Source organism: Sphingomonas sp. 10B4, from assembly GCF_035019905.1.
Taxonomy (GTDB): domain Bacteria; phylum Pseudomonadota; class Alphaproteobacteria; order Sphingomonadales; family Sphingomonadaceae; genus Sphingomonas; species Sphingomonas glacialis.
This window is the reverse complement of the sequence record NZ_JASJVC010000349.1, coordinates 1-233: the sequence shown is the minus strand read 5'-3', so window position 1 is coordinate 233 and position 233 is coordinate 1. Positions and strand designations below refer to the sequence as shown.

Below are 233 nucleotides of genomic sequence, written 5' to 3'. Positions count from 1 at the left end.
GAATATAGCCATGCGCCTTGCTACCTTACCCCTTCTGCTCGCCCCGTTGCTATGCCCGTTATGGGCTCAGGCGGCGACTCAGCTCAGCGTTTGCACCGAAGCCAGCCCTGAAGGCTTTGACGTGGTGCAATACAACTCGCTGACCACCACCAACGCATCAGCCGACAGAACGGCAAGGTGGTACCCAGCTTAGCCGAGCATTGGGACATTTCTGCGGACGGCCTGACTTACAC

The 233-nt window shown here is 58.4% G+C and carries 1 protein-coding gene; it reads left to right on the top strand.

The window, feature by feature from the left end:
• Positions 1-193: hypothetical protein (locus QN347_RS20065; RefSeq protein ID WP_323494440.1), on the top strand; the 193-nt coding region annotated here is incomplete at its 5' end.
• Positions 194-233 lie beyond the last annotated feature (40 nt).